The organism is Hymenobacter ginkgonis, assembly GCF_009755225.1.
GTDB classification, from domain to species: domain Bacteria; phylum Bacteroidota; class Bacteroidia; order Cytophagales; family Hymenobacteraceae; genus Hymenobacter; species Hymenobacter ginkgonis.
Genome location: NZ_WQKZ01000030.1, coordinates 1 through 547, shown reverse-complemented (window position 1 = coordinate 547; position 547 = coordinate 1). Strand labels below are relative to the sequence as shown.

The window sequence follows — 547 nt, the reverse complement described above, 5'->3', positions numbered from 1 at the left end:
TAAAACCAACGGTAAAAAAGGCAGCAAGCCCGCCGTGCGCAAGGGGGGCCAGTCCGGGGTGGGCGGCCTGAGCACGGCCGGCCCCGAGGGGCGCAGCGCCTTCCGCTACAAGGTCAAGGAGAAGGGCACGCTCCAGCTCGTGGACTGCGCCACGGGCCAGCCCTTCGCCCTCAAAATTATTCTGCTCACCCACTACAACGGCCAGCGCATCCAGCACGGCTAACCCTCTATGACCAAGGACATCAAAGAACTAGCCGGCGGGCTCTACATCCTGCCCGGTGCCCAGGCCATCGTGGAGCTGACCGGCAGCGACAAGGCCCAGGACGTGAGCTACGGCGCGGCCCCGCTCACCCAGGGCGGCTACAAAATCGCGCCCTGGGGCGCTGACAACCTGCAACCGCAGGCCATGCTGGCGCTGGTCTACAACAACCACCTCAAGCCGCAGCTCATCACCACGGCCCGCGATTTTTTGCTCGGTAGCCGAATGGGCGTGTTCTCGCGCACCATTGTAAAAGGCAACATCGTGCTGGAGCCCGTGCTCGACTCG

2 protein-coding genes are annotated in these 547 nt (G+C 64.4%); both read left to right on the top strand.

What is annotated here, in order from left to right:
* Positions 1-223, top strand: a 223-nt coding sequence (locus GO988_RS23960) for a hypothetical protein (protein WP_198173035.1), incomplete at its 5' end; no start/stop codon positions are given.
* A gap of 6 nt (positions 224-229) precedes the next feature.
* On the top strand, positions 230-547 hold a 318-nt coding region (locus tag GO988_RS23665; protein ID WP_157570114.1), incomplete at its 3' end, for a hypothetical protein.